This window comes from Sphingobacterium thalpophilum (assembly GCF_038396785.1).
Taxonomy (GTDB): domain Bacteria; phylum Bacteroidota; class Bacteroidia; order Sphingobacteriales; family Sphingobacteriaceae; genus Sphingobacterium; species Sphingobacterium thalpophilum_A.
In genome coordinates, this window is the sequence record NZ_CP151087.1 from 3904719 (window position 1) to 3924309 (window position 19591).

Here is a 19591-nt window from a genome sequence, read left to right on the forward strand (position 1 = left end):
TAGTTATGGGTAGAAGATTTAAATTACTGATCAGTTTGATCGTTTTAATAGGGGCAGGAATTACTGTAGTGCTAGGCTTTTGGCTTTATGGAAGTTATACCAATCGTCGCGACCTGTTCCTTTCTACCGCAGAGCGTTCACTCTTCAATGCTGTTCAGGAGGCATACCAAGCGCGCAATGGTGATCGGAAGTTAGATGGCCCCGAGGCTGATCGGAATCGCCTCCTCCAAGATGTAAAACGAGAGCTTCTGGGCTTATTGCCAGCTGCTGAACTCGATAAGGCTTTACAACGTGTAAGCGCCGAACGACCTAAAAACGAGCGATTTGATCGCGAGATCCACAGTAGGCGGGAGAAAATGTTTCCCAAAGACCGCGAAGGGCAAGGCGCAATTATTCCGCCCTTTCTGTTCCGGGACTTTGAGATGAACAAAGCTAATCTGGATTTGATCGAAAGGAAGTTTAAAGAATCCCTGAACAATAAGAGCATAGCAGTACCATTTGAAATGGCTATTGTCACGATTCCACACGATCAAATCAAAGATGTACGACGCAAATACCGCGAAGCAAATCTTGCTTGGACGAGACCCATGATGGTTAATCCCATAAAAAATGAATTTCTTGTTATCAAGTTTAAGGAGGATTGGAAGTATTTGCTGTATAGCTTAAGTTGGCAGCTGTTGATCTCACTGCTTTTGATTGGACTGCTGCTTGGGACATTCTTCTATTTGATGAAAACCATTCTCAACCAAAATAAGATGGCCGAGCTGCGTAAGAACTTTGTCGATAACATGACGCATGAACTAAAAACACCGGTTTCCACTGTGATGGCAGCTATAGAAGCGATACAGTTGTATGGTGTGCAGGATGACCGGGAAAAGATGAATCGTTATCTGAATATCTCCAAAAAAGAACTGGAGCATCTGTCCAATATGATTGAAAAAGTGCTTCAGATGGATATTGATGCAACGAGAGGGATTGTGCTGCAGCGTTCTGATTTTGATCTTGTCGCGATGGTGAAAGGAGCCATTGAAGTTGCGCAGCTGAATAAGTCCAAGCAAGTGGACTTTAAGCTCATTGCCGTTCCAAGTGAGATAAGGATCAATGGCGATGAAGCCCACTTAAAAAATGTGATCAATAATTTACTGGAAAACGCGATAAAATATGCTGGACAGCACGTTTATATCGAGGTAGAAGTGAAGGAAATGAAAGAAAATGTCCATATTCGTATTACAGATAATGGTAACGGAATATCCGCAGAATACCATAATCAAATCTTTGATATGTTCTTTCGGGTTCCTTCCGGTAATCTGCACGATGTGAAGGGTTTTGGCTTGGGGCTTGCTTATGTCAAGCAGGTTGTAAAAAGGCACGAGGGCAAGATCACAGTGGACAGTGAGCTGGAAAAAGGGAGTACCTTTAATATCCGATTACCTTACAAATAAAAAGCAATATTTATATTTCAGAAAGAAAATAGGGCCGTTTATCGGACAGTAATTAGGCTGATTTATCCTAAAGATTTCTTAGAAACAAAGCCGAAATATATTTTGATTGAATGACAACGCTATGATTGAAATTTTATATGTAGAAGATGAGCCAAGTCTTGGGATGATCGTTGCCGATAGCCTGGAGGCGAATGGATTTAATGTCACCCATTGTAGCAATGGTCATGAAGCCTTGGAAGCATTTATAGCGGCTCGGCCGGATATTTTGGTCGTAGATGTCATGATGCCCGTGATGGATGGCTTTACATTGGCAACAAAAATACGCGAATCAGACACGCAGATACCCATTATCTTCTTGACGGCCAAAGTGCAGACAGAGGATGTTGTAAAGGGATTTCGTTTGGGCGGAGACGATTACGTCAAAAAACCGTTTAAGATTGAAGAATTGGTTGTGCGGATAGAGTCCCTGTTAAAAAATAGCCCCAAAATGCTGTTCGGCCAAAAGCTGATGATAGGAGACTATAGCCTCGATAGCCTAAAACATCAGTTGACCTATCAAGGTGAGGTGCTTAAGCTGTCTTTCCGTGAAAGTGAGCTGCTGCGGAAGTTATACGAACAAAAAGATAAGGTCATCCCACGCGAGGATATCATGCGAGCCTATTGGAGTCATGATAAATATTTTACGGGACGAAGCTTGGATGTGTTTATCAGCCGGATACGAAAATACCTCAGTCAGGATGACCGCATCAAGATTACCAATGTCAGAGGAGTTGGCTATATGCTTACTGTTGATTGATTGATTGATTGATTGATTGATTGATTGATTGATTGATCGGAGTGTTCCACGTGGATTGGCAATGGTGCATATTAACGACGGGTTTTCATTTCTCCTTTTCTGCCGAGTCCCCGAATATGGTAGGTAAAACTTAATATGGCGTAGCGTGTTATTGCATTTGATTGGGATACACGTACCCAAAGATCATTGACCTGCTGATTGATGTTTTTATTGTCATTAAATAGATCAAATACCGTGAGATTGATCTCGGCATTCCTACGTTTGAACAATTTCTTGCCGATAGAGACATTCCACAACAAACTTGTCGTACTTGGTGAATTCAGGATGCTGCCATTGTAAAGGTAGTTGAACGTTGAATTGAGCGTCCAAGTTTTTAATAAAGTCAATGCAATGGAATTACCAATGGTATGTTTATAGACCGAATAATTCGATTTTTCGCTGGCTGAGTTCTTGGAGAAGGCGATGTTTCCATTGTAATCCAGTCCGATAATGACATCCTTACTGAATGCCGTGTTTACACCGACCCGTTGACTCACTCCATACGTTTGCGCATTGACCTTTTCGAGATTCAATAAGGTGTAATTCTGGTTGAAATAGAGGTTATTGTTTAGGTTGAAGTTAAGTTTCCATGGTTCAAGGCGGTATCCAAGGCTATTTTGCCATTTGAGATTATAGACCCCATTGAAATTTTCGGGCCTGATGTATTGCCCACCAGGCCCGAGTATAACATCCGCTGCGATCGTAAATGCTGAATCTGTGGTGAAAATGGTATTGGAGATTTTATGTTCAATAAAATCTGCTGTAATGTCAGAGGTGAAACTTCTGCCCGAGCCTTTATTGATCGATCTAAATTGTACCACAAGGTTATGGTCATATTCTTGCTTAAGATCCGGATTTCCCGAGCTAATGCGTAGTGGATTTTGATTGTCTATAAAATCTTGCAATTGCTCGATGGAAGGGGTATTTGTCTTTGCATTATACCGAAACTCGACCCGAGTATCCTTATTGAAATTATATTGGAAGTTGAGGTTAGGTAGTAGGCTATTGAAGCGGCTTTTTGTGGTCAGTATATTCGGAAACAATTTATCATTGACCTGTGAAGCCGTCTGATAATCTAAACCAATCTGAAATCTTATGCTATCCTTTTTGTTAAATAAGTAGGAAACCCCACCACTATGGTAAACAAAATCATTCCGGAATTCATTGGAAAGACGATTTTTTAATTCCCCTAGCTGGCCTGTTTCGGCTAGAAATTCATAGGTCCTGCGGTCCGAATAGCGTGCCGTATTCCGAAAAGTATAATTCCCTTGCAACCGGGAATACTTACCGAGCATCTCGGTATAGGCTATCTTTGAGCGAAAGCCGTTATTGTCACCCATGGTATAGTTCCTATTGTTGACGGTGTCGACCCGGCTGAATAAGCCCTCTTTATAATAAGAGTTTAGTGCAAAATTTTCCGCATGACTCTTGTTGCTGTTAAATGAGCCATTGAAATTAAAACTGATCGTGCGCCCAGGTTTGTTGAGTCTCCGCATGTAAGTGAGGTCTCCGCTCCAGTTGAAGTTTTCTCCAAAGCTCTTATTCCTGCGGTCGGAACTATTCAGCATTTCTGCTAGATTTAACAAGGTATTGCCTGTGGAACTTGTATTCCTATCGTTACTTTGATAGGAGAAATTAGGCTGAAAGTCCAGTTTCTGAATCGAATCTATCTTCCAGTTTGCGCGGATAGAGAAAGCATGATTGTTGTCGTAAGTACTGTTTAATTGATCTTGATTGTTGATTTGGTTGGCCCGGTTACCTGCCGTATATTCTGTTTTATTTTGGCTGACGATGTTATTGTCCGTATAGTTGTAGGTATAATTCGCATTGAAGTCCATGCGGTCATCGAAAAAGCGATCCAAGTAGTTGAAACCGGCGTTAAAGCGCGTCGTCACCCCTTGTCCGGTACGTCCTCTGGTGTTTCCGCGGGTCGCAAAACCATTGGGCTGATTAACATTGTTGGTATTGATGTCAATTGAATATTGCCGTTTGGGGTTCATTTTGGTTACCTGTGTATTGACGGCATATTTTCGGTCGGGACCCGCACCTCCGGAGAGCTTGCCAAAATAGGATTTTCTTTTATCAGGCTTGGTGACAATATTGATCACTTTCATGCGTTTTCCATCGTCAAAACCACTAAACTTGGCCTGCTCGGTTTTGTCATCGATAATTTGGATCTTGGCGATAACATCGGCCGGAAGGTTTTTTAGGGCAATCTTAGGATCGGTGCTAAAAAACTCCCGACCATCAATAATAATCTTATTGACAGGCTCTCCCTGCGCTTTTACATTGCCATCTTCATCAATTTCAACACCAGGAATCTGTTTGACCAATTCGTCAACATCTGCAAAATCCTGCGTGATATATTTCTTGGTGTCAAACTCCAGCGTATCTCCTTTAACCTGTATACTGCTCGAAGAAATGTTAATTTCATCCAGTACAATCTCGGCATTAGTGAGTTTAAACATTAAATCGATTGTTTGCCCGATTAGTTTTACACGCCGAAGATCCATGCTGTATCCCATCGGCTGTGTACTGACCAAATAATCTCCGTTGGGAAGTGTACTGCTGCTGAATCTGCCCAAAATGTCTGTCGGAACCTGGACTTTACTGGAATCTTTTACCGCTATAATGGTGATGCTTGCACCTCTGATAGGCTGCGAAGTCGTATTGTCAAGCAGCTTGCCCGTAATATACTGTTGGGCTTGCCCGTTTTTCCCCAATAGCGATAAGCAGATAGAAAAGAACAAAATGGTCCAAAGTTTGATCTTCATCGGTCGAGGTGCAAATGTGTTTTAATGTGTTGTTGACGGTTATATAATTTTATTTCCCAAAAATATGGCACTATTTGTTACGAATTATTATCATTTTAGTTACAATAACCCCAAGTGAATGGAAAGATTAGATATATTTGCAGTAGAATTATAAAATCAACTGAACAAGTCCGTATAACGATCGAGTGATATGCGGATATAGATTAAAAAAATAAAAGATGAAAGAAAGTGTTTTGAGTAGAAAAGAGCGTATTATGAAAGAAGCCTTGTTGCTTTTTTCAGATCAAGGCTATACGAATACCTCTACCAAAACGATTGCCCAAAATGCAGGAGTTTCCGAAGCATTAATCTTTAAACATTTTGGGAATAAAGACGCACTGTTGGTTTATTTGATTAAATCAGGTTATCGTAAGGTTCTTACGCACCACCGCGGAATGATGACCTATCGTGAACCAAAGGAATTTCTGCGCACAATGATCAATCTACCCAATAAATTGGTTACCGCGGAACCCTTATTTTGGAAATTGCAGGAGCGTTTGTCTCATCACCCCTTTTCCAAACAACAGCACGAGCAGTTTATGAAGCCTGTGCAGCCCATTATCCATCGTGCTTTTGAAGATCTGAACTATGAAAATCCAGATCTCGAAACACAATTTCTCTTGTTGATTATCGACAAGCTGTGGAAAAAGGAAGCGATAGGTGAATTGGAAAATGTGATGGAGTTGACGCTGTTTCTAGAGAAAAAATATAACCTGATTTAGCTTAAAAAGCTGAATTATAGTCATTTCTAAACATCTATTCCTTGATAAAGTTCTTTCGTGCTTATCAAACCGATAATTGAATTGTAATCGTTGGATGGCAGTTGTATTCCGGCGCTGTTATTTTTCTATATATTAAGTGTTAGTATTGCTCCCACCAATTGACATGCGGTATATTTCAGCTCTGCACCTTACGAATTGCTGTTTTATGCGTTTTTATATGAAATTGTTGCAAAAACAATTTCATATTATCCAAAATAATGACGTTCTTAGTATTTCTATTTTAAATACATTATACAAACTAATTTATGTTCAAAAAACTCGGTCTGGGAATATTGGCATTAGTCGGCACAATTTCTTTTTTGAAAGCTCAGGACAAAAAAGATTTTGTGAAATACATCAACTCCCAGCATGCATGGGTCGATGCGGTATTCAATACGTTGACGCCAAAAGAAAAAGTTGCACAGTTATTTTTGGTTAGGGCACACACCAATTTAGGACAGAAATATATTGACTCCGTAGCTCAGGTTATACAGGACCAACATTTGGGCGGTCTCGTTGTTTTTCAGGGCGGTCCTGTCCGCCATGTTGATATGTTCAATCGGTATCAATCCCTGTCCAAGGTCCCATTGATGGTGACATTTGATGGCGAGTGGGGATTAGGCATGCGTATGCCAGATTCTACTTTGTCGTTCCCTTATCAGATGACTTTAGGGGCCGTTCAGGATAATCAGCTGATTTATCGCATGGGACGTGAGGTTGCTTTAGACTTCCAACGTATAGGTATGCATTTCAATTTTGCCCCTGATGTGGATATCAACAATAACCCTAAAAATCCCGTTATCGGTATCCGCTCCTTCGGTGATAATAAATATAATGTAACCCAGAAAGCTAAAGCGTATATGGACGGTATGGTGGATGGTGGTATCCTGGCTTCCATTAAACACTTCCCGGGGCATGGCGATACAGATGTGGATTCTCATTATGATCTGCCGCAACTACCTTTCGACAAAAAACGTTTGGATACCCTGGAGTTGTATCCGTTCAAAGAGCTTATTAAAGCCGGTGCACCTGCTGTTATGGTGGCCCACATGAATATTCCGAGTTTAGATGACACGCCTAATATGCCATCTTCCATCTCTAAAAAGGTTGTAACCGATCTTTTGCGTAATGAACTTGGCTTTAAAGGACTAACAGTTACTGATGCAATGGACATGAAAGGTGTAAAGAAGTTTTTTCCAAATGGAGAAGCCGACGTACAGGCGATTATAGCAGGGCATGATTTACTTGAAGTGTCGGAGAATAGCAAGCGTGCGATCGATTTGATTGTAAAAGCTATTGAAGAAGGACGTATCGCGCAGGCCGATATTGATGCGCGGGTAAAACGAGTGCTTGCCGCTAAGCTCTGGCTTGGTTTAGATAAATATCAGGCAACTGTACAACAGAATCTATACCATGATTTACATCGTGCTTCAGCTGTTCAACTCATTGACGAACTGTCCGATGCAGCGATCACCGCTTTGAACTCGATAGAAAAATTAAAATCCTTCAAAAAGGATTTACCTACGGCTATTATCAACATTGGTATTACAGCCAATCAGACCTTCCAAAATGAATTGGCTAGTGCACTCACAAATGAAACACAATATTTCATCACGGATAGCACAAGTAAAGATGATATCAAACGTCTTACCAAAGAAATCAAGAAGAACAAACAATTTATTATTGCCGTACACGATACGAGACTTCGTCCACGTCCGACCATGGTATTAAATAAAGATGTTCAGGGCCTGATGAAGAAATTTGCAAAAAAATCAATCCTGACTTTATTTACCAATGCCTATGCTGTGGATGGATTTGAAGCATCCAAAAAAGCAAAAACAATTTTGCTGGCCTATCAAAATGATGCTTTCATGCAGAAAGCGGCAGTGAAAACTATTTTAGGGCAAAATACGCCGAAAGGAAAACTCCCTGTTACGATAAACAAAAAATTTAAATACGGACAGGGGAAATAAAGCATTATAAAATCACACCAACACGGTACCTCTTCCAAAAATGGCCCTCCTGCAATTGCAAAGCCATTTCGGAAGGGGTATTTTTTTTAGCAGCACTTAAATCTCTTCATGGGCGGACCTGCTATCGGATGGCTTACTTTCATTTTTCATACGGTCAATCGCCGTCACGACATATTTATACTTTTGATGCTGTTTGATATCGTCATCGGTATATTGAAGCTTATCCCCATCAAAGGTGATAAAAATGATTTTTCCAGGGTCTTTAATGTTTACTTTTTCATCGAGGTTGAAGCGATAGATCACATAGCCATAAGCCGACTCCCCATCATTGGCCACATCGGGTTTTTGCCAAAATAAGGTGTTCATTTTACCATTGGCCGAATTTTTCACCAGAAGACCGAAGGGGGCATTGGGTGGGATACTATCTAACCAAGGCATTGTAGGGGGTAAAGCCGGTGTACGGTACAGGTCATTTCGCATGGAATCCTGCAATCCAACAAGATTGTCCGTAAGTGATTTGGAACTGAAATAAATACTTCCCTCCACATCGTGCTCCTCCCTTAAGTGGCGTACCTGTCTGGGGATCTGACTACGGTCTGTCCAGCCGATTTTATTTTCGGTAACACGATAAGCTCCATGCCCGACATAAAAGTGACGGCCATAGGTGTGTTTCTGCCACCAGTCAACCAAGATCTCATAGGCTGCTGCGCGATTTTTGAATGGAAAGTAGATCTGTGGATTGATATAATCGATCCAACCTTCCTGCATCCATTTGACACCGTCAGCATACAGTTCCCGGTAAGCGCTCAGACCACGGGTATCTGATCCGGCACTGTTATTTTCTTTGTTGTCCCATACCCCACAAGGACTAATGCCATATTTGACATATGGTTTTATCTTTTTGATGGCAACACCAAGATCGTGCACCAGTACGTTGACATTGTTGCGTCGCCAGTCGTCAATTTTCTCGATCCCATTATTATATTGACCAAAGGTAATCTGATCCGGTACCGGTGTATTTCTGCTATCGGGATAGGGGTAAAAATAATCATCGAAATGAATGCCATCTACATCGTAGTTTTTGACCACATCCATGATGACATCAATAATATATTTGCGAACTTCCGGAATACCGGGGTTGAAAAGCTTCTTGCCAGCATAGGTGAAGAACCATTCCGGGTGGCGCTTAGTAATATGCTCATCCGAAAAATGGGCCGGATTTAATGTTGTCGAAGCACGATACGGATTGAACCAGGCATGGAGTTCCATTCCTCTCTTGTGGGCCTCGGTGATGGCAAACTCCAAGGGGTCATAAAATGGCGAAGGTGGTAATCCCTGTTTTCCGGTTAGATATCTACTCCATGGTTCTCTGCCCTTCGCGTAAAATGCGTCGGCAGCCGGACGTACCTGCAAAATAATGGCATTCAGTCCCGCGCTGCGGTGCTGGTCCAGTAAATCAATAAACTCCTGTTTTTGCTGTGCGACATTATTGCCTGCTTTGACAGAAGGCCAGTCTATATTACCTATGGTTGCAACCCACACGCCACGAAACTCCCGCTTAGGTAGTTGCTGGGAATACGTTCTAATCGAAAATAAACAGATAACAATGGTAAAAAAAGAATATAAATATGTTTTTCCCGTCATTCTATAAATTATAGCCAACAAAGATAGGGAAGCATTTCTTACTTTTTCCCTAAAAAATGTAAGATGTTTGTTGGATACTTGTTAAAAGAACCTGAGCTTGGTTTTCAAATTGATAATAATGCAAATACAAGTAACATTATACTTTATTTGTGCTAATTTAGATGCGGTTTTCACAAAAGCAATGGCTTGATCGGCTGACCGCAATAAAAAAGATTATGAGCAAAGAACAAATATCCGTTTTTGACATGTTTAAGATTGGTATAGGACCCTCGAGTTCGCATACCTTGGGCCCTTGGCGTGCAGCCCAGCAATTTACAGCTGTTCTCAAGTCAAAAGGTGTCTTACATGAAGTCGAACAAGTCAAAATCCTACTGTACGGTTCTTTGGCTAAAACCGGCGCTGGACATGGTACCGATATTGCTGTGCTCCTGGGACTAAGTGGAGATGATCCGGTTACCTTTGATGTCAATAGCGTGATGCCCAAAGTGGAGCATATTAAGACAGTCGGCGAACTGGAAGTCGCTGGCGAACGGACGATTCCTTTTTCCTATCCGGAAGACCTCTTGTTTCTATATGCGGAAAGTTTACCTTTTCACCCCAACGCAGTGACCTTTCAGGCATTCCTATCCAATGGTAAGGCAATGACCGAAACCTATTATTCGATAGGGGGTGGTTTTGTGGTGCAGGAAAATGATACTGAAGGTGTTTTGTCTGAAGTGGACCTTCCGTTTCCTGTCGATACTGCACAGGAACTCTTGCATTGGACGATGAAAACGGGTCTGAAAATCTCGGAGCTGGTCCTTGAAAATGAATGTGCATGGCGTGAAGAAAGTGAAACCGTGGCAGGCGTTTTGAATATTTATAAAACAATACATGAATGTATCTACCGCGGCTGTCATACTGGGGGGACATTACCTGGGGGCTTAAATGTCGAACGTAGAGCAGCCAAGCTAAACAAGAAGTTAATGCAGGGACGAAGTTATCAAGATTATGAGTCCTGGGTAGCGGCCATTCGCGAGGGCGGCCAAAACTTTCAATATATTCTGGATTGGGTAAGTTGTTTTGCACTTGCCGTAAATGAGGAGAACGCCTCTTTCGGACGTGTGGTTACAGCTCCTACCAATGGGGCCTCAGGCGTTATCCCAGCGGTGTTGCAATATTACATTACTTTCCACGACGGAATGCTTGAAAATAAAATTATCCAATTTATTCTTACCGCATCCGAGATCGGATCGATATTTAAGAAAAATGCAACTATTTCAGCCGCAATGGGCGGTTGTCAGGCCGAGATTGGCGTTTCATCAGCGATGGCAGCCGGGGCGCTGACAGAAGTGCTGGGCGGATCACAGCGCCAGGTGCTGATGGCTGCCGAGATTGCCATGGAACATCACCTCGGATTGACATGCGATCCAATCGGTGGACTGGTACAAATTCCATGCATCGAACGTAACACAATGGGAGCCATCAAGGCAATTACTGCTGCACAATTGGCACTGCAATCGAATCCGGATAAAGCAAAAGTAAGTTTGGATACGGTGGTTAAAACTATGTGGGAGACTGCTTTGGATATGAATGCCAAATATAAGGAAACAGCAGACGGTGGATTGGCCGTCAATATTCCATTGAGTTTGCCGGAATGTTAATGACTGCCGAAGTTTTCTCGTTTTTCGTATATTTCCTCTATAAATTAACTATAATACAGTCCCCTTGCGCATTGGGTTTTGCGATTTTCCTCTTCGAGTTTGGTCAGCCGTAAGGCTGGCATTAACTCATGCTTGTGTACTTATAGCCTTTTATAGGCATTTGCATTGGCCAATTTAAAAACGGGGTCTTTTAGCCACCATAAAGATACCCGGCCTTTACGCAAAAAATTGTTATGGTTTAAGTTTCGCTATGCGTTCCATTTCTTTTTGGTGATACCGTATCCTGGCATCTAGTTTGGCTGGTTCGTAGATCACCTGTAGTGCCGGATTATAAGGGGTTAAGTCTTTTAGGATATTCCATACAACAACGGATATTTTTCGTGCGATAGCGATCAGGGCCTTTTTCGAGGATTTTCTTATACTTAGACGGTTGAATTTGTCTTTAAAATAGGAGCCTTTACAGCGGCTTGCCGCCCAGGCAACCTGTACCAGTATTGGCTTGAGATATCTGTTTCCTTTAGTGATCGCTGTACTTTTATATTTCCCTGCGCTTTCATCATTCTTTGGTCGTAATCCGACCCATCCGCTCAGTTTACCGCTGTTTTCAAAAACTTTCATGTCTGCGCCGGTCTCGGCGATGATCACAGCGGAACTGATACGGCTAACGCCGGGAATCGTCTTTAGCAAGGCACTCTGCCGTGGAAAATCACGCAGGCAGATAGCTTCAATCTTTTCTATATACTCAGCAGACTGCTTGATCAACAGGTCGTATTCAGCTTTTGCCATCTGCAGGTTGAAGCGGTGGTGCTCCTTCATGCAGCCGGTTAGTGCTGCTGCCAGCTTTCCGTTTTCTTTGTTCTTCTTACTGGCATAGACCAGTTTGCTTAAACGTACGGCATCACGCTCCCCGGCTATCAGGGCATCAATGACACTCAGCATACTTTTCCCTCCGATATCGGTCACAAGACTACCCAAACGGATTCCGGCCTGTACGAGGATATTGTCCATTTTGGTAAGCATACGGACTATCCGCTGCTGCAACTTGCTATAGGAACGGGTGTAGCTCCTGAGTTCCTGTATTCGCTCACCGGGCACAAAACTCCCGCGAAGCATATCTTTGTGAAGTAGCTGGGCAATCCACTGTGCATCCTTTACATCGCTTTTGCGGCCGGGCAGCTGTTTGATTAAAAAGGGATTCACCAGCATCAGATCAAAGCCCATTTCAGAGAGAATATTCCAGACCGGGATCCAGTAAATACTGGTACTCTCCATCGCTACTCGGAGAACACCCGCAGCCTTCAAGTAGGCTCCCAACTGTCGAATGCCCGTACTGAAGGTTTCGAAAACCTCCACATCCGAATAATGCTTCCCATTAAATACCGCACAAAAAATACTATCTTTATGCACGTCAAGTCCTGCTGTTTTCATATAACTTTTTTTTTCAACATAAAGATAAGCAGCGGGACTTGCTTTGATTGCGATAGCTCTCGCCAATTTTTATCCGCTTGTGTGTAATCGGAAAATTAAATGTAAATTTGACGCGGTAAAATAGATTTATTCTTATAAATAGCGTAAACGAATGAAATATTGTGCAATCGCCTCCGGAAGTAATGGGAACTGTTATTATGTCGCTAAAGATGATTCTGCTATCCTGATAGATGCTGGAATCAACAGCAAGCATATGCACCTGCGGATGTACAACCTGGGTATTTTACCGACTCAGATCAAAGCAATTTTCATTACCCATGAACATTCTGATCATATTAGGGGCCTATCTGTATTTGCCAAAAAATATAATTTACCGGTTTATATTACCAAGGGGAGTTACGATGGTACCCGTTTGCATCTTCCATCCCATTTGGTCCATATCATTTCTCCTAATCAGGTTGTTGAAATTGGAGGGCTTAAGGTGTATGGTATTCCCAAATATCACGATGCCAAAGAACCCTGCAGCTTTCTTGTCTCAGATGGAACATACAATATCGGTGTCCTGACAGATATTGGACGACCTTGCGAAAGTGTGCAGCATGTTATTCAACATTCGGATGTTTTGCTCCTGGAATCAAATTATGACGAGGAGATGTTGCGTACAGGACGCTATTCGTATTTCCTGAAAAATCGGATCAGCAGTGGTTGGGGACACTTGTCAAATCGTGTTGCCGTCGAGCTGTTTAACGCCTATAAAACCGACCGTCTTAAACATCTTATCCTCACTCACCTCTCCGGAGAAAATAATACAGTCGATCTGGTACAGCAAACTTTCGAACCACATTGCGAACGTATCCAGCTGCATGTCGCGACACGTTACCAGGAAACAGAATTATTCGACCTGAAACTTGTGCTGGAAAACCATGTGGCATCTTTTTCAATCCTTTCCGCACTCTCTTCCTAACTAACAACGCTCTTTTTGTTCGCTGTATTTCTTCAGTTAAAGCGTAAGAATACTGTAAAATGAAAAAATTAGTTGTTTTAAAAAGATTTCCTGTTATATTTGCTTTGTTTTTAATCAGTCTAAATAATATCTTTTATACTTATTTGGACAACAAGAAACAAAAAACACCATGTAATAGACGGCAATCTATCACATGGCGTTAATCTACATACAGCGGCAACTGCATGTAGATGACTGAAACAGCACGCTGTGTCAGTTACTCCCGATATACGATATGGAAGAACTTGCAAGATAACGAATTTTATTATTTTATTCGTTGTTAAGCATATGCAAAACCTGCAAATTCTCCCATAATAAGTTGAAGAAAACTAAACATCAATCAACATATTATGAAAATTTTAATTTCATTTTTCACATTCCTTACGGTATTACTGTGTAGTCATACTAGTCATGCCCATGCCCTTTGGATTGAATCATCTTCTTATGGAACGTTAAACCAATCCCATGAAGTCAAGGTAGATTACGGCGAGTTTGCAACGAATGAAAGAGATCAGGTCGACAAATGGTACTCCGACGTGAAGGACTTCTCATTAATGTTGCATGCCCCGGGACAGGAACCCGTCAAGCTTCAATTGACGAATCAAGGCGATCACTTTAGCGGTTCATTCCAACCTACAGCAGCCGGAACCTATTTCCTATCCATTGTTAAAGCACCTAAAGATCTAGGCGGTAAAACGAAATATGAATTTTCTTCCTTAGTGCCTGTTATCGTAGGAAAGTCTGCAACACTCGATTATAAAAATGTAAAAAGCCCATTGCAAATTGAGTTGCTTGGTGCGGCTAACGCAAAAAAGGGGCAACGTATACAAGCAAAGATCACCAGCTTCGGCAAAGTTGTGCCTCAGGCCAAAGTTTCTGTTTTTTCGACTACCGGTTGGGGAAAAGAGTTTGTTGCGGACGAGCATGGCATCCTGACATTTGACGCAATATGGGCTGGTCCATACGTCTTGGAAGCAAGTACGTTTGCTGAAACTGCAGGTGAACATGAAGGGAAAGCCTATGCTTCGACATGGCAGGGAAGTACGACTTTCATTACTGTCAAATAACCGCAGCTACAGCGCAGACAGCATAAGGGTCTAATCTGAAACGATGGCAACACCAATGGGTCCTTACAAAAAAAATATCTAAGAAAAATCTACTATAATAAAACATCTACCATACTACATTCATGAATAAAACTTTATCCTTTTTGGCTATTCCTATGATTAGTTCGGTCTTTTCTGTTGCACAAGCACAGACGAACAAAATCATTGAAGGAATTCTTATCAATGAAAAATCCGAACCTATCACAGGAGCGACAGTAAAATTAACTAATACAGGTGTGACCACCAGCACAGATAGTGAGGGGCATTTCGCTTTTCATAAGCTTTCATCCAAAACCTACCATATCGAGATTAAAGCGATCGGTTACGGTAAGCATACGATGGAAGTGAACGTAACAGATGAGACGGCAAACCTTGGTCCCATTATCTTAAAGGACCAATCGCAAGCTATTGACGAAGTTGCGGTTTATGGTAAATACTATGAGCATTATAAGTTTGACAGTATCTCCGGATCGTTACGCCTTAAAACACCAATCCTAGAGCTGCCTCAAAATATACAGGTTATTTCTTCCGATTTAATGGCAGATCAACAGGTTTTCGACATTGTTGATGGTATTACGCGTAATGTTAGTGGCGCAACACGTCAGGGCCATTGGGACAACCAATATGCCAATATCCGTATGCGTGGCTCTAAGATCCCTGCATTCCGTAATGGGATGAACATTGAAGCTTCTTGGGGGCCTACAGCCGAAGATGCAAGTATGATCGAACGGATCGAATTTGTAAAAGGACCAGCCGGTTTTATGCTTGCCAATGGCGAACCTGGCGGCTTTTATAATGTGGTAACAAAAAAACCTACCGGTAATACCAAGGGGTCTGTTACCCTGAATACAGGGAGCTTCAGTACCTATCGCGCTGCCGTTGACTTGGATGGTAAATTGCGCAAAGATGGCAAACTGCTTTACCGTCTGAATGTGGCCGGACAACAAAAAGATTTTTTTACAAAATATAATTACAGTAACCGGCTTGTTATAGCGCCAGTGGTTACCTATAAAGTAGATTCTTTGGCGAGTTTAACATTTGAATATACCTACCAAGGATCTTCGTACCTGGCAAATGGTAATTATACTTTTTCACCAAAAGGTTTTGCCGATCCAGGTATTGCCAATGATTTCTTCTATGCAGATCCTTCCATGGAACCTGGTAAGCTAAAAGACCATAGTGCCTATATTTACCTGGATCGCAAACTAAACGAAAACTGGAAATTGCATGCACAGATGGCCTATTTCAATTTTGATATGAAAGCCACCAGTACATGGCTGAATTACATGAAAGCCAATGGCGATATGCCACGTTATTACAGTATTGCCGACGAACATGGTGAAAATAGTTTTGGTCAGGTTTCCTTAAATGGAGAGGAATATACTGGAAGCGTTCGTCATCGGATTTTAATCGGTGCGGATTATGGTAATAAGAAGTTTTGGGGCGATTTCAGAACGATTTTAGATTCGATTCCTTCAGCGCCGCTCAACGTCTATGATCCTAAATACGGTATTCCAGGCAGTGTATTCCCTACGCTGGATCGTTCGCAGAGTGTAAAGGTCCGTGCGGGCGGTAGCAACTACGTGACTTCAACAAACTATATGTCATTCTACGCGCACGATGAATTGGCGTTCCTGGAAGAGAAATTGCGTTTATCGCTTGGCTTACGCTATACAATTAATGAGACCATAGGAAAAACGTCTGTAGCTGACAGAACCGATAAAGCATTTACGCCGAGGGTAGGGTTGAGCTATTCGATCGATAAATCCATGAGTGTATATGGCTTGTTTGATCAATCTTTTGTTCCTGTCGCTGGTACCGACTGGGAAGGTAATGCTTTCAAACCAATACGCGGAAATGATTTAGAAGCAGGTGTTAAGAAAGAGTGGATGGGTGGAAAATGGATCTCCACGTTAAGTGCCTACACTATTGCCCGTAAAAATGCGCTGGTAGCTGACCCCGATCCGAGTCACGTCGTTAATGGTGTGTCATTCCAGACCCAATTGGGAGAAACCAGAAGCAAGGGTATCGAATTTGATGTCACCGGTGAAATTATTAAGGGGCTGAATGTGAATGCAAATTATGCCTTGACAGATTCGAAGATCTCCAAAGATACCAAAGAAGAAAATATAGGTAATATCTCACCGAATACGGCCAAACATACAGCCAATGCATTTGTATCCTATCGTATTCAGGATGGGAAAGTGCGTGGACTTGGCTTTATGGGAAGTGTTCAGGGAATGTTTGACCGTGCAGTTGGGACAACAAAAGAAAGTAATTTCAAGAATTATCTGCGTACCGATGCAGGCATCAGCTATCAAAAAGGGAAGTATGCCATTTCGGTCGTAATCAATAATGTGTTGGACAACCGCAAATTGCTGACTGCTGGATCAATCTCCAAAGCAAGTGCGGCCGTTCAGAAGCTCGGTGGTGTGGATTATTATTCCTATATCGTCGAAGCCAGACGTAACTTCCGCATGGGAGTGACCTATAAATTTTAACGGACCGATCCAGATAAATTATAGAATCGATGTATAGTACACTGTTAATCGTTATACTCATGGGAGCCTATCTTTTTTACAACACGAGCAAAAAGGTGAAGTTTGGCCCTAGACCACAATGGCTTGAAAAATTGTGCGCACAAACGAAGTTTGTGCGCACATTGAGCATGCTACTGTTGATCTTTCCATTTATAGCTGTTCTTTATCTGGAAGGCTTTGGAGCAGGTTTTTTTGCTTTTTTTGCCTATTTCATGTGCATGATGTGTCTTGTGGTCCTATTAAATCCTTATCGCTATTTCAAATTATACCCAATTATGGGATTGTATGTATTTAGCCTTTGTGTTGAATTATTGATTTCTTAACCGATTAAATATGCCTGCTAATAAAAAATACCTCAGTACGCCCTTTCAGCGATTCCTGAAAATTACAGCCGGATTTATCGGTGGTTATGTCGTCATGATCTCTTTCCACGTTTTGGTCACTCATATTTTTGAGAAAAAGGATGTTGTTGCCACGGCTTGCTTCACGGGTTATCTCCTATGGGCAGTACTGCTCTTGTTGGCCTTTCTTGCTAAGAGTGGATGGAAAATATGGGGATTATACTTACTCTTGGCGGCAGTTTTTTCGCTGCCTTATTTTTTCAAAATGTAATTGACCATGAATAACCGAAATTATAATATCTATTTCAATACGCATACCATTAGTGGCATTATTATTTGCGCTATCCTTTATGTGATATTTTTTGCGGGATCATTTGCGTTTTTTAGGAATGAAATTGCTGCCTGGCAGAATAATACGTCGTATAAGACTTATCGCGAAGATCATAAAAACGTTGATCATTTGCTCGACTCACTCAAAGGACAAACAAATTTGCATGGACGCGATATTACCTTTTATATGCACCGGGAAGGGACCTCCGCTTATGTTGGGCTCAGTGCATCCAATGACAGTCTCTTAAATAAAGAAAATCTAGCGAAGGTAACGCCAGAACAGAAAGCAGCAAAAAAGAAGGGGCGCAGAAGAGGTGGAGATGATGATTCAAAGAACTTTACCTACAATTTTGCAAATAAGAAGTCAGGTGATTATACACAGAATTACGATATGGGCGAATTTCTTTTCCGCTTGCACTTCATGGCTCAGCTCAATCAGGTACCCATTAGGGTAGGTATAGCGCCCTTTGGTTATCTTATTGCTGGAATTACCGCTTTTATTTTCTTATTTGCTCTTATTACAGGATTATTGCTGCATTGGGACAAGATCGTCTCAAATTTCTTCGTGTTCAGACCTTTCAGTAAATGGAAAACGGTATGGACCGATATGCATACGGCATTGGGTGTTATCGGTTTTCCGTTTCAGTTTATCTTTGCGGTAACTGGTACGTTTTTGATCATTAACTCTGTCCTGGCTTTGCCGCTGAGCAAGTTGTTGTATGAGGGTGATCAACAAAAAATGTATCAGGAGATGGGGGTTAGTGCCGAGACCGATTTTCCTTATACCTACAAACCTTTAAAGGCAGACATTAAGATCGCTCCATTTTTGGATCTGGCCAAATATAAATGGCCTGAATCCGATTTTCAGCGCATTACGATCAAAAACTATGCAGATTCCAATATGCATGTTGTCATGGAGCTGGAGCCACATTTTAACAAGAGCTTTGCTGGGTCGGGTCTATTGTCTGTGCGAGCAGCCGACAATAAAGTGGTTGCCGAGAAATCTCCTGTCAGTGATCCCACCTATGCCGATGGCGTCCGGAGTCTTTTATACCGTCTGCATTATGGTGATTATGGCGGCTATCCCCTTAAAATGGTATATTTTATTTTGGGGGTCATGGGCTGTCTGGTCATTATTTCGGGTATATTAATCTGGTTGGTAGCACGTGACAAAAACAACGTCATTCCACGAAAGCGGAAATTTAATTTCTGGGCGGCCAATATCTTCACGGCAATATGTCTGACCATGCTGCCTGTCACGGCATTGACTTTTATTGCTATTAAATTGAGTCCAGAGGTTAACCAGGATTTTATTTATCGTGTGTATTTCTATAGTTGGCTCGCATTTTCAATGTATTATATTATTCGGAAAAGCATCCGACGCACTAATCGCGAAACCTTGCTGGTTGGCAGTGTATTGGCATTTTTTATTCCACTTGTCAATGGATTTATAACTGGTAACTGGATCTGGGATACATTTCGCAATGGACAGCGTGATATTTTTGTCGTCGACTTTCTATGGCTTATGATCGGTATCATCGGTATAATCGCCCATAATAAGACCAAAAAATTCTTTGAGACTATTCGTTAACAAAGATTCTTTTCTCTCTGCGAAGTAAATATACTTCGTTTCTTAATTTCAAGGACGCTCATAAGGTGCCCTTGAAACTTTTATAGGGTAAGGCTTAGAAAAAATCTTTGATACCACGTTGATCCTTGATGGAAAAGTAAT

The 19591-nt window shown here is 41.8% G+C and carries 14 protein-coding genes; 11 read left to right on the forward strand and 3 right to left on the reverse strand.

The annotated features are described in order from the left end of the window. The first annotated feature begins 5 nt into the window (after positions 1-5). Both AACH28_RS17370 and AACH28_RS17375 read left to right on the forward strand, forming a co-directional pair. The gene (locus tag AACH28_RS17370; protein ID WP_341831095.1) at positions 6-1442 is read left to right on the forward strand and encodes a HAMP domain-containing sensor histidine kinase; all 1437 of its coding nucleotides are present in this window, start codon (positions 6-8) and stop codon (positions 1440-1442) included. A 121-nt stretch (positions 1443-1563) separates the two neighbouring features. Beyond that, complete coding sequence (locus AACH28_RS17375) at positions 1564-2238, forward strand: response regulator transcription factor (RefSeq protein ID WP_286833951.1); 675 nt, start codon at positions 1564-1566, stop codon at positions 2236-2238. Positions 2239-2309: 71 nt separating this feature from the next. Here the strand turns inward: AACH28_RS17375 and AACH28_RS17380 are convergent, their stop codons facing one another. Next, positions 2310-5051 carry an outer membrane beta-barrel protein gene (locus AACH28_RS17380; RefSeq protein WP_341831096.1) on the reverse strand — a complete coding sequence of 914 codons (2742 nt, stop codon included), beginning with the start codon at positions 5049-5051 and terminating at the stop codon, positions 2310-2312. A 218-nt stretch (positions 5052-5269) separates the two neighbouring features. On the opposite strand from AACH28_RS17380, the gene AACH28_RS17385 reads away from it, so the two are divergent. Further along, entirely contained in the window at positions 5270-5812 is a 543-nt protein-coding gene (locus AACH28_RS17385; protein WP_070561361.1) for a TetR/AcrR family transcriptional regulator, read from the forward strand. Positions 5813-6117: 305 nt separating this feature from the next. Then, the gene (locus AACH28_RS17390) at positions 6118-7824 is read left to right on the forward strand and encodes a glycoside hydrolase family 3 protein (protein WP_201640014.1); all 1707 of its coding nucleotides are present in this window, start codon (positions 6118-6120) and stop codon (positions 7822-7824) included. A gap of 96 nt (positions 7825-7920) precedes the next feature. Here the strand turns inward: AACH28_RS17390 and AACH28_RS17395 are convergent, their stop codons facing one another. Next, positions 7921-9468 (reverse strand): glycoside hydrolase family 10 protein, encoded by a 1548-nt coding sequence (locus tag AACH28_RS17395; protein WP_070561357.1) that lies wholly within the window; start codon positions 9466-9468, stop codon positions 7921-7923. A 215-nt stretch (positions 9469-9683) separates the two neighbouring features. Here AACH28_RS17395 and AACH28_RS17400 point away from each other — a divergent pair, with 215 nt between their 5' ends. Continuing rightward, entirely contained in the window at positions 9684-11111 is a 1428-nt protein-coding gene (locus AACH28_RS17400) for an L-serine ammonia-lyase (protein WP_201640015.1), read from the forward strand. A 231-nt stretch (positions 11112-11342) separates the two neighbouring features. On the opposite strand, the gene AACH28_RS17405 is transcribed toward AACH28_RS17400, so the two are convergent. Continuing rightward, entirely contained in the window at positions 11343-12539 is a 1197-nt protein-coding gene (locus tag AACH28_RS17405) for an IS110 family transposase (RefSeq protein WP_341831097.1), read from the reverse strand. A gap of 151 nt (positions 12540-12690) precedes the next feature. Here AACH28_RS17405 and AACH28_RS17410 point away from each other — a divergent pair, with 151 nt between their 5' ends. The 6 genes from AACH28_RS17410 (at position 12691) to AACH28_RS17435 (ending at position 19450) form a co-directional block, all read left to right on the forward strand. Further along, entirely contained in the window at positions 12691-13503 is an 813-nt protein-coding gene (locus AACH28_RS17410; RefSeq protein WP_341831098.1) for an MBL fold metallo-hydrolase, read from the forward strand. Between the two features lie 389 nt (positions 13504-13892). Beyond that, positions 13893-14609: a DUF4198 domain-containing protein gene (locus AACH28_RS17415; RefSeq protein ID WP_341831099.1), complete on the forward strand. Its 717-nt coding sequence runs from the start codon at positions 13893-13895 to the stop codon at positions 14607-14609. A gap of 122 nt (positions 14610-14731) precedes the next feature. After that, on the forward strand, positions 14732-17149 hold the full coding sequence (locus AACH28_RS17420) for a TonB-dependent siderophore receptor (RefSeq protein ID WP_341831100.1): 2418 nt from the start codon (positions 14732-14734) through the stop codon (positions 17147-17149). 29 nt (positions 17150-17178) lie between these two features. Continuing rightward, positions 17179-17511: a hypothetical protein gene (locus tag AACH28_RS17425; RefSeq protein WP_341831101.1), complete on the forward strand. Its 333-nt coding sequence runs from the start codon at positions 17179-17181 to the stop codon at positions 17509-17511. Positions 17512-17521: 10 nt separating this feature from the next. Beyond that, positions 17522-17800 (forward strand): hypothetical protein, encoded by a 279-nt coding sequence (locus AACH28_RS17430; protein WP_070561349.1) that lies wholly within the window; start codon positions 17522-17524, stop codon positions 17798-17800. 6 nt (positions 17801-17806) lie between these two features. Continuing rightward, complete coding sequence (locus tag AACH28_RS17435) at positions 17807-19450, forward strand: PepSY-associated TM helix domain-containing protein (RefSeq protein WP_341831102.1); 1644 nt, start codon at positions 17807-17809, stop codon at positions 19448-19450. The last annotated feature ends 141 nt before the right edge of the window (positions 19451-19591 follow it).

Excerpts from the sequence above, each read along its gene's own strand:
- AACH28_RS17370 (WP_341831095.1), top strand. The coding sequence starts at position 6 with ATGGGTAGAAGATTTAAATTACTGATCAGTTTGATCGTTTTAATAGGG.
- AACH28_RS17375 (WP_286833951.1), top strand. The coding sequence starts at position 1,564 with ATGATTGAAATTTTATATGTAGAAGATGAGCCAAGTCTTGGGATGATC.
- AACH28_RS17380 (WP_341831096.1), bottom strand. The coding sequence starts at position 5,051 with ATGAAGATCAAACTTTGGACCATTTTGTTCTTTTCTATCTGCTTATCG.
- AACH28_RS17385 (WP_070561361.1), top strand. The coding sequence starts at position 5,270 with ATGAAAGAAAGTGTTTTGAGTAGAAAAGAGCGTATTATGAAAGAAGCC.
- AACH28_RS17390 (WP_201640014.1), top strand. The coding sequence starts at position 6,118 with ATGTTCAAAAAACTCGGTCTGGGAATATTGGCATTAGTCGGCACAATT.
- AACH28_RS17395 (WP_070561357.1), bottom strand. The coding sequence starts at position 9,468 with ATGACGGGAAAAACATATTTATATTCTTTTTTTACCATTGTTATCTGT.
- AACH28_RS17400 (WP_201640015.1), top strand. The coding sequence starts at position 9,684 with ATGAGCAAAGAACAAATATCCGTTTTTGACATGTTTAAGATTGGTATA.
- AACH28_RS17405 (WP_341831097.1), bottom strand. The coding sequence starts at position 12,539 with ATGAAAACAGCAGGACTTGACGTGCATAAAGATAGTATTTTTTGTGCG.
- AACH28_RS17410 (WP_341831098.1), top strand. The coding sequence starts at position 12,691 with ATGAAATATTGTGCAATCGCCTCCGGAAGTAATGGGAACTGTTATTAT.
- AACH28_RS17415 (WP_341831099.1), top strand. The coding sequence starts at position 13,893 with ATGAAAATTTTAATTTCATTTTTCACATTCCTTACGGTATTACTGTGT.
- AACH28_RS17420 (WP_341831100.1), top strand. The coding sequence starts at position 14,732 with ATGAATAAAACTTTATCCTTTTTGGCTATTCCTATGATTAGTTCGGTC.
- AACH28_RS17425 (WP_341831101.1), top strand. The coding sequence starts at position 17,179 with ATGTATAGTACACTGTTAATCGTTATACTCATGGGAGCCTATCTTTTT.
- AACH28_RS17430 (WP_070561349.1), top strand. The coding sequence starts at position 17,522 with ATGCCTGCTAATAAAAAATACCTCAGTACGCCCTTTCAGCGATTCCTG.
- AACH28_RS17435 (WP_341831102.1), top strand. The coding sequence starts at position 17,807 with ATGAATAACCGAAATTATAATATCTATTTCAATACGCATACCATTAGT.